The 9,344-nt window shown below is 40.2% G+C and carries 12 protein-coding genes; 7 read left to right on the top strand and 5 right to left on the bottom strand.

The genetic code is table 11. From position 1 onward, the window contains the following. Nucleotides 1–95: 95 nt before the first annotated feature. From JWQ85_RS18760 to JWQ85_RS18750, 3 genes are read right to left on the bottom strand one after another with little or no spacing between them, the layout of a single operon-like run. Nucleotides 96–1,094: an FKBP-type peptidyl-prolyl cis-trans isomerase gene (locus JWQ85_RS18760; protein ID WP_299470672.1), complete on the bottom strand. Its 999-nt coding sequence runs from the start codon at nt 1,092–1,094 to the stop codon at nt 96–98. A 56-nt stretch (nt 1,095–1,150) separates the two neighbouring features. Next, entirely contained in the window at nt 1,151–2,113 is a 963-nt protein-coding gene (locus tag JWQ85_RS18755; protein WP_299470670.1) for an FKBP-type peptidyl-prolyl cis-trans isomerase, read from the bottom strand. Nucleotides 2,114–2,128: 15 nt separating this feature from the next. Further along, nucleotides 2,129–3,139, bottom strand: coding sequence for a DHH family phosphoesterase (locus JWQ85_RS18750; RefSeq protein ID WP_299470668.1), 1,011 nt, complete (start codon nt 3,137–3,139; stop codon nt 2,129–2,131). 130 nt (nt 3,140–3,269) lie between these two features. Between JWQ85_RS18750 and JWQ85_RS18745 the strand changes: the two genes are divergently transcribed. Together JWQ85_RS18745 and JWQ85_RS18740 are read left to right on the top strand one after the other, a co-directional pair. Further along, nucleotides 3,270–3,689, top strand: coding sequence for a nucleoside-diphosphate kinase (locus JWQ85_RS18745; protein ID WP_299470666.1), 420 nt, complete (start codon nt 3,270–3,272; stop codon nt 3,687–3,689). A gap of 139 nt (nt 3,690–3,828) precedes the next feature. Further along, nucleotides 3,829–4,029: a hypothetical protein gene (locus JWQ85_RS18740; RefSeq protein WP_299470664.1), complete on the top strand. Its 201-nt coding sequence runs from the start codon at nt 3,829–3,831 to the stop codon at nt 4,027–4,029. Between the two features lies 1 nt (nt 4,030). Here JWQ85_RS18740 and JWQ85_RS18735 read toward each other — a convergent pair whose 3' ends face one another. Continuing rightward, a complete protein-coding gene (locus JWQ85_RS18735) occupies nt 4,031–4,321 on the bottom strand; it encodes a DUF721 domain-containing protein (RefSeq protein ID WP_299470662.1) in 291 nt (96 codons plus the stop codon). Beyond that, on the bottom strand, nt 4,314–5,414 hold the full coding sequence (locus JWQ85_RS18730) for a DNA replication/repair protein RecF (protein ID WP_299470660.1): 1,101 nt from the start codon (nt 5,412–5,414) through the stop codon (nt 4,314–4,316). The genes JWQ85_RS18735 and JWQ85_RS18730 overlap by 8 nt, the downstream gene beginning before the upstream one ends. A gap of 376 nt (nt 5,415–5,790) precedes the next feature. Between JWQ85_RS18730 and JWQ85_RS18725 the strand changes: the two genes are divergently transcribed. The 5 genes from JWQ85_RS18725 (at nt 5,791) to JWQ85_RS18705 (ending at nt 9,295) form a co-directional block, all read left to right on the top strand. Continuing rightward, nucleotides 5,791–6,465, top strand: a complete 675-nt coding sequence (locus JWQ85_RS18725) for a tetratricopeptide repeat protein (RefSeq protein WP_299470658.1) — start codon at nt 5,791–5,793, stop codon at nt 6,463–6,465. 144 nt (nt 6,466–6,609) lie between these two features. Next, the gene (gene ribH / locus JWQ85_RS18720) at nt 6,610–7,107 is read left to right on the top strand and encodes a 6,7-dimethyl-8-ribityllumazine synthase (protein WP_299470656.1); all 498 of its coding nucleotides are present in this window, start codon (nt 6,610–6,612) and stop codon (nt 7,105–7,107) included. 236 nt (nt 7,108–7,343) lie between these two features. Continuing rightward, nucleotides 7,344–7,673 (top strand): bacillithiol system redox-active protein YtxJ, encoded by a 330-nt coding sequence (gene ytxJ, locus JWQ85_RS18715; protein WP_299470654.1) that lies wholly within the window; start codon nt 7,344–7,346, stop codon nt 7,671–7,673. A 167-nt stretch (nt 7,674–7,840) separates the two neighbouring features. Then, a complete protein-coding gene (lipA, locus tag JWQ85_RS18710) occupies nt 7,841–8,719 on the top strand; it encodes a lipoyl synthase (RefSeq protein ID WP_256540156.1) in 879 nt (292 codons plus the stop codon). 24 nt (nt 8,720–8,743) lie between these two features. Further along, nucleotides 8,744–9,295: a sigma-70 family RNA polymerase sigma factor gene (locus tag JWQ85_RS18705; RefSeq protein ID WP_299470651.1), complete on the top strand. Its 552-nt coding sequence runs from the start codon at nt 8,744–8,746 to the stop codon at nt 9,293–9,295. Nucleotides 9,296–9,344 lie beyond the last annotated feature (49 nt).

The raw sequence follows: 9,344 nt of genomic DNA, 5'->3' as shown, positions 1-9,344 counted from the left end.
TCTCATCGGTTTCGTAATATAGATGAGTATGTGTATCGGTTAATACCATGGCACAAAATTAAAAAAGCCTTCTTTGCAGAAGGCCTTTTTATGAATTAATTTTTATTTTTAGCTACCGCTCGTTTTTTAAGCGGTGCTTTTTTCTTTAAAGGCGCTTTGGCTGCAGGCTTCACAACATTGTGTTTAACCCTCACCACCTTTACCAGCTCTACATCAAATATTAACGAAGCGTATGGTTTAATATCAGCACCTGAACCATATTCACCATAGCCCAATGCTGATGGGATAATGAGTTTAGCTTTCGAACCTTCGTTCATTAGCAGGAAAGCTTCGTCCCAGCCTTTTATTACCCTGGCTGCACCCAATGCAAAGCTAATGGGTTCGTAAGGGCGGCCAGGCTGGTTTAAACCTGCTGCTTTTGCATCAGCTTCAACACTGGTGTCAAAAACTTTACCTTCAAGCGTGCGGCCGGTATAATTTACATATATCGTATCGCCATTTAGCGGCTTTGGTTTTACGCCCGCCGTTTTAATAACATATCTTAAACCCGATGGGGTTGCCTTTGCAGCAAGATTGTTGTTTTTAATATAACTTTCTAATGTGGCAGCTTCGGTTATCTTTAATTTTTCGCCTTCGGCTTTCAGTTTAGCCATAGCAGCATTACGCTCGGCCATGGCATCTTCCAATGATTGTGCCTGCTGAATTTTTAGGTTGAAAACAATATTGCCGCCTTTTTTAAAAAAAGGTGGCATTTCTGCTTCGTGGCCTTTAAATACAGAATCAACCGGCACCTTAATAATGGCGCTATCGTTAACTGATAACAGGGGAAATATATCCATCAGGTCGGCAATGTTGGTTGATGGATGTACCTGTATTTTTATAGGTTGCCCACTCTTATAGGTACTAAACAATACCGAATCATTTTCGGTGCATTGTACCGCATTAAAGGTGATCACATCATTCTGCTTTAATTTGGCACCGGGGTTGTTACTGATGATCTGGTATTGCACGCCCCTATCGGTACGCTTAAATTGCGCATTGGCGCTGGCACCAAATAAGCAAAGTATCAAGCTTAAATAAAAAGTATTCTTCATGTTAATAAAAAAGCCTTCCGGGTAAACTCCGGAAGGCTATATAAGGTCAATTAATATTATCTAACTTGTGGCATTGCCGGTTGTACTGGTTTTGGTGCATTAGGGTTTGCTTTAATAATGTTTACTACTTCAACATCAAAAGTAACCGGTGAAAAAGCACCAATCATTGGCGGAGCACCTTGCTCGCCCCATCCAAGTTCTGATGGTATTACAAAGGTTGCTTTAGCGCCTTTGTTTAAAAGCAGCAGGCCTTCGTCCCAACCTTTAATTACACCACCTGCACCAACAGCAACCTTAATAGGCTCGTATTTACGGCGTGGATCAAGAGGTTTTTTCTCTTTCATTGCTTCTTCTTTTACACTGGTATCAAATAATTTACCATTTAATAACCTACCGGTATAATTTACCACAGCTGTATCGCCATTAACCAGATTAGCTCCCGAACCCGGTTTTGTAATTTGGTACTGTAAGCCTGATGGTGTAGTAATTGTAGTAAGTTTTTTGTCTTCAACAAACTTTTTAAGTTTAGCCGGCTCTTGTTTTTTAATAAGATCAGCCTGTGCTTTAAAGTAATCTGTAACATGTGCCTGGAAAGCAGCTTCAGGTGTAGTACCTCTTGGAATTACTTTTTCTATTTTAACTTCATAAATAAGGTATTTACCTTTTATGCCCGGTGGCTTAGGCTGGCCTTTTTTAAACATCGAATCGATATTTAACTTAATAGTAGCGCTATCACCTTCGCTTAATAATAAAAACGCAGATGAGATATCACCCTTACGTGGCGATTTCTCTATTATTTGTGGAACCGGGCGGCCCAGTTCATAAGTGCTTCCCAATACAGAGTCGCCTTCGGTTTTTAATATCAGGTTAAGGCTAACAAAGTCGCCCGCTTTAATAGTCGCTCCTGATTTATCCGTGCGGATGTTGTATAACAAACCGCCTTCGGCTTGTTTAAAGCCACCTTTGCAACTTGCAAGCCCTAATGCTGCAACTGCTATGATCATTAAGTTTTTTCTCATCTTTTGTTTTAGTTCTTATTGTATTAATAGTGTTTTATACTCGGGTAATATTGATTTAAATTTATTAATAGTTACGTCAAGCGGTTCGTCTGATTGGCCGCCTGCCGCATTGCGGTGACCACCACCATTGAAATACTTTTTACATATTTCGTTAGCCGGAAACTCTCCTTTTGACCGTAAAGATAGTTTAACCTTATCATTACGTTCAACTATAAAAGCTGCCAAACGTACCGTAGCAATTGATAAAGCATAATTCACAATACCTTCGGTATCGCCGGTGTTTACATTAAACCGGGCAATATCAGTTTTATTAACGGATATTATAGCGGTATTGTATTCGGGCAATATTTCCAGGCAATTTGCAAGACAATGCCCTAAAAAGCGCAAGCGGTTTTCTGATGCGCTGTTGTAAACCAGATCGTGTATGCGAGCGTTATTCGCGCCGGCATCAATCAGCTCGGCCACTATACGGTGTACTATTGATGTTGTATTTGGCAAACGGAACGATGCAGAATCTGTCATGATACCTGTATATAAGCAGGTAGCTACATCTTTATTGATCAATTCTTTATGCTTTAACTGATCTACAATAAAAGTATATACCAGTTGTGCGGCAGCGCAGGCGTTTATATCCCAATGGCGGTAATCGTCAAAATCTTCGGGCTCCAGGTGATGATCTATCATCACTTTGTAAGCACTGCTTTTGCCAACCAGCACACCCATCTCATTGATACGGGTAAGGCTGTTAAAATCGGTACAAAAAATAATTTCTGCCTCGGCAACAAGCTTTGCAGATAGTTCAGTGTTTTCTGTGTAGATGATCACCTCTCCATTACCCGGCATCCAGTTTAAAAAATCAGGATAATCTGTTGGGGTAATTACCCGGGCATGGTGGCCTTGCTGTATAAGATAGTTATATAGCCCTAAAGACGACCCCATAGCATCACCATCGGGTTTGTGATGGGTAGTAATTACTATTTTACGGGGCTGATCTAAAAGTTCAGTAAGCGAAGCTAAATCCAACATCAATTTTAAAAGAGTTGCAAAGCTAAGTAAATTAATTAAATACGTATAGCATATTTATAGCAAATACTTTAGGTTTCAGTTATAAAACGCTACTTTTGCGCCTCTTTGAATTATAAAGCATAATACTATAATGGCAAATAACAGAACTTTTACAATGATAAAGCCCGATGCAGTTGCTAACGGCCACATTGGTGCTATTTTAGATCAGATAACTAAGGCTGGTTTTAAAATAATCGCACTTAAATACACATCATTAAGCCCGGAAAAAGCCGGCGAATTTTACGCGGTACACGCAGAGCGCGGTTTCTTTAAAGACCTGGTTGACTTTATGTCATCCGGCCCTATCGTAGCGGCTATATTGGAGAAAGATAACGCTATCGAAGATTTCCGTAAGCTAATTGGCGCAACAGACCCTTCTAAAGCTGATAAAGGAACTATCCGCAACTTATTTGCAAAATCAATTGATGCAAACGCGGTACACGGTTCAGATTCTGACGAGAACGCTGCCATTGAAGGCAACTTCTTTTTCACAGCTTTCGAAAGATTCTAAACGCTTAAGGCTCAATTAAAAAGGCGATTGTAAATGATGTTTTACAATCGCCTTTTTTTAGCGTTTTCCTTGCTTTGTAAATATAACTATGTATCTTTACTCATCGAGGTGATTTAACACCCAATATAAACGAGTTGCAATGAAGTCATTATTTAAATACCTTATCTATTCTGTAGTTATCGTGGCTATTGTTGTTACTTCAATGAATATTTTCAGGAGCCATCCTGAAGCACAATTCGCGTTTATATTCCCCGGCATTTTTCTACTGGCATTTTCGCAGATAATGGACGATAGTTTCCGTAAGGTTAGCCATCGGATACGCCTGTCTCGCGGAAGATAGTTTATAGAAATACAATATCTGCCACCAACTCCGTTTTAGCATCGTCATTTATTTTTTTGATTATTTGCTGGCGCATCATAATCAGTTCGTTTTTTATTACCGACGATTCTATCCTCAGAAATAACTTCTTATCCTTTATAAATAACTCTTTAGTGCGGTTTGCTACCGATTTGCCCACCAGATCTGGCCAGGCAGATACAATAGCGGTTTCATCGTAACGGCGTTTTATTTTGTACACATTAAGCATTTGCTCAATGGCTTCCTTCAGCGATTTGTCGTTGGCTTTACGCATCTATATTACCCTCCGTTACTTTAAATAATTTCACCCCAACATTTATCTTCTCAAATATCCCCTCAACCCGGCTCATACTGGTATCTGTAATAAACACCTGGCCAAAATCATTATTCGATACCATTTGCATTAATTTGGTAACACGGTTATCATCCAGCTTATCAAAAATATCATCAAGCAACAGCAAAGGCTTAAAACCGTTCTTTTGCGTAAGAAAGGTATACTGCGCCAGCTTTAATGCTATCAAAAAAGATTTTTGCTGCCCCTGCGACCCAAACTTTTTCATGGGCATTCCATGAATATTAAACTGCAGGTCATCTTTATGTATCCCGGTTGTGGTACGCTCCAGCACCCTATCGCGTTCCATGCTTTTCTTTAGCAGGCCGGCAAACTCGTCCTGCAATAATTGCGATTCGTATATCAATTCTACCTGCTCGGCATCTTCGCTTATAAACTGGTAATGCTTATTAAATATTCCCGTAAATATCTCCATAAAGTTACGACGCTTTTGGAATATCCGTGTGCCCGATGCTATCAATTGTTCGTCGAAAACAGCCAATAACTCCGGGTCGTATCTGCCGGTATCTGCAATTTGCCTTAACAGCGCGTTACGGTTTGTTAATACCTTATTATATACTATCAGTTCGTCCAGGTAATTATGATCGGTTTGCGAAATTACATTATCAATAAATTTGCGGCGCTCTTCGCTACCCTCTATAATAATACTGATATCATAAGGCGATATCATAACCAGCGGCAACAAACCAATATGATCTGCCAGGCGTTGATAATCTTTCTTATTACGTTTAAACTGTTTCTTCTGGTTACGCTTAACCCCGCAGGCAACCACTTCCTTATTCCCGTTTTTTTCAAACACCCCATTTATCATGAAAAAATCGGCGCCTTGCTTTATTTGCTGACTATCAATAGGGTTAAAATAACTTTTACAAAGCGACAGGTAATGTACAGCATCCAACAAGTTGGTTTTGCCTGCCCCGTTGTTACCAACAAAGGCATTCACCCCCTCTGAAAGCGAAATTTCGGCTTCAGAGTAGTTTTTAAAGTTAAGAAATGAGAGTTGCTGCAGATACATAATGCGGACAACAAATTTAGTGTTTTTAACGGTTTAGTTTATTTGTTCATTGGTTTATTTGTTCACAGTTCACAGTCTGTCATGAGACGCGAAGTATCGCGTCTCTACGAGCTGCAACGAGGTATATCGCGTTAGGGGGTGCAGCGGATACCGGCCTTGTGACTAAGGCCTGTGCAGTATGAGCGGAAAACCCGGGCCGCAGGCAACGCCATAATCCATTCTCTTCAAACCCTCATTATTACAATATTTACCAACTAAACACACCCCAACCCAACCACGCTTACAATCAACATAAACAAGCAATTAACTATACGAAATTTAAATTTGTTAAAAGGATTGAAAACCGTATTTTTGCAAACTTAATTTTTAAATACAGATGTCAGCAACCGAGGTGAATACCAAATCTACAGCAAACCAAAACAATGTTGTAAAGAGCGGTAGTTTTGTTCAGGAGAACCAAAAAAGCTTATTATTTATTGCAGCAGCTATTGTTGTAATGATAATTATTTATGTAGCGTACCTTAAACTTTACCTTGCACCAAGGGAGGTTACTGCGGCTAACCAAATGCACGTAGCACAAGATTTTTGGGCTAAAAAAGACTGGGACAAAGCTATTAACGGCGATGCCGGTTACCCTGGTTTCAAAAAAATAATTACTGATTACAGTAATACAAAAGTTGCTAACCTTGCTTACTTTTATTTAGGTACTGCTTATTTAAACAAAGGCGAATACCGCCAGGCAATTGATAATTTAACAAACTATCGTGGTGATGACAATATGGTTGCTGCCGAGGCTTTAGGTAGTACAGGCGATGCTTATGTTGAATTAAAAGATTACGACAAAGCCGAAACTTACTTCAAAAAAGCGGTTGATAAGGCCGGTAACAAATTCCTTTCTCCGTTTTACTTAAAAAAACTGGGTTTGGTTTACGAAGCTAAAAAAGACAACAAATCTGCAGCTGATACTTACAAGAAAATTAAAACTGATTACCCTGAAAGCGCAGAAGCACAAAACATTGACGAATACATAGCCCGCGCAGAGGCTAAATAGTAACATTAGTTTTTATAAAACATTGTAATGCCTGCTGAATAAGCAGGCATTATTTATTTAAAACGATTTCTATCTTTACCTGAAGTATTTACGGCACTAAGTTTCTTACAATCTAAAATCGTAAATCATAATTCTAAAATAAAAATGGCTACTCAATTAAAAAACCTGTCAGATTTTTCAACCGCGAGCGAAATACCATCGGCTGCTGATTATAGCTTTGGAATAGTGGTTGCCGAATGGAACGCCGAAATAACCAATGCTCTTTACCAGGGTGCTTACGATAGCCTTATTAAATACGGTGCAAAGCCAGACAACATACACTCGTACCCGGTACCAGGAAGCTTCGAGTTAACCAGCGGAGCGGAATTATTATTAAAAAATAAAAAGCTTGATGCCGTTATAACCCTGGGCTGTGTGATACAAGGCGAAACCCGTCACTTTGATTTTATTTGCGCTGCAGTTGCAAATGGAGTAACTAATGTTGCCATAAAATATTCAAAACCTGTTATATTTGGTGTGTTAACTACTGATAACCAGCAGCAGGCTATTGACAGGGCAGGCGGCAAACATGGCAACAAAGGCGATGAAGCTGCAGTAACTGCCATTAAAATGGCTAAGCTGAACGAAACTTTAATTGGTTAAACCCGTATAAATATTTAAGTTTAAGAAACACATGAAGAAGATTTTATACATCGCTATTTTAGCACTTGCATTAGGCAGCATGGCTTCATGCTCAAATAAATTATGCCCTGCATACGGTTCGTACCCTAACCACCGCTAACACAGTCATTTGTCATTTTTTTACCTTTAGCCTAAAACTAAACTCAGTTTGACACTGTTTTTACCTTTAAACGGGCGCATTACATTATTTTTGTTTTATGGAATGGATATTGTTGGAAACGGCTGATCAAGTAGATAATATTAAACAGCAGCAGGGTTATAGCTTAATTTTTAAACATAGCACCCGTTGCTCTATCAGCATGATGGCAAAAAGGCGCTTTGAAATGGACTGGGAAAACCTGCCTGCAGATGTGTCCCTTTACTTTTTAGATCTTATCAAACACCGCGACCTATCTAACAAGATAGCACAAGATTTTTTGGTATACCATGAATCGCCGCAATTACTGCTGATAAAAGATGGCGAATGCATTCTTGATCAATCGCACGGCGGCATCTCTGTTGATGAGACCATGAGCGTACTGGCATAAGAGAAGCAAGATTATTAGATTCAGGAATCAAGACAAGATATTTGATCCGCAGCGGTTTTTCCTGCGGATTTTTTATGTTACGATGCTTTTACATCAACAAACTGTAATATTGCATTAATTCTATCGCCCATTTAGGGGGTTAGGGTGTTTTTAACTAATTTTGTACCATGATAGATTTGCCTGTAGTACCCGCCAACCAACCACAGCGTAAGCCGGATTGGTTAAGGGTTAGGCTTCCGGTAGGGAAGGAATATGCCCACGTACGTGGCCTGGTTGATGAACATAAGCTGCATACTATTTGCGAAAGCGGTAATTGCCCTAACATGGGCGAGTGCTGGGGAGCAGGTACAGCCACCTTCATGATATTAGGTAATATTTGTACCCGTTCATGTTCGTTCTGCGCTGTTGCAACCGGCAGGCCTTTAGCTGTTGATACTGATGAACCAAACCGTGTGGCCAATTCAGTTAAGTTAATGCAGGTTAAACATTGCGTTATTACCTCTGTTGACCGCGACGATCTGAAAGATGGTGGTTCTATCATCTGGGCCGAAACTATTAATGCCATCCGCCGCGAAAGCCCGGATACAACCCTTGAAACTTTACTACCCGACTTTAGGGGTATTTGGGATAACCTTGACCGTGTGCTGGAAACCCGCCCCGAAGTAGTATCACATAATTTAGAAACCGTACGTCGCCTAACCCGCGAAGTACGCATCCAAGCCAAATACGATCGTAGTTTGGAAGCTTTGAAAAGAACATCGGCAACTGGCTTACGTACCAAATCGGGCATTATGCTTGGCTTGGGCGAGCGCGAAGAAGATGTTTTAGAAGCAATGGATGATTTGCTGGAAGCTGGTGTACACATCTTAACATTAGGCCAGTACTTACAGCCAACCCGCAACCACCACCCGGTTATTGATTGGATACACCCCGATCAGTTTGCCAGTTATAAAGAATGGGGATTGAAAAAAGGATTCAGGTATGTAGAAAGCGGCCCGTTAGTGCGCTCATCTTACCATGCCGAAAAACATTTGTTTGAAATGTAAGTTATCCTTTATATCTTCAACAAGTTGAGCCCCAAACATAAAATAGCGTTATCAGAGGAAGAATTAATTTTGGCCCTGCGTAACCGTGAGAAGATCGCGGTTGAGGCGCTATATGATATGTACTCGGCATCGTTATTTGGCGTTATCTCCAGGATAATTACCGACGAGGCCATAGCCGAAGATGTTTTACAAGAAACTTTCGTGAAGATCTGGCATTCGTTTTCGGGCTATAGCAGCGAAAAGGGCCGCCTGTTCACCTGGATGGTGAACGTTGCCCGCAATTTGGCAATTGACAAGGTTAGGTCAAAAGACTTTAAGAATCAAAGCAAAAACCATGAGCTTGAAAATAACGTAGCTTTCATTGACGAACAAAGGAATACAGTTTACAAGCCCGAGTTATTGGGTATCAGGGATTTGGTATCTACCCTAAAACCCGAGCAAAAGTCAATCCTTGATCTGGTTTATTTTAAAGGTTATACTCATGTGGAAGCTGCCGATGAACTTGGCGTACCACTTGGTACAATAAAAACACGGCTAAGAATGGCAATAATTCAACTCAGAAAACATTTTAATTAATAGTGGAAGACGTTAAGGCATATATCGAATCTGGAATTTTGGAACTTTA

The organism is Mucilaginibacter sp., assembly GCF_028288105.1.
GTDB lineage: Bacteria > Bacteroidota > Bacteroidia > Sphingobacteriales > Sphingobacteriaceae > Mucilaginibacter.
The sequence above is the reverse complement of the archived record's forward strand: the minus strand, read 5'-3'. Positions and strand labels throughout refer to the sequence as shown.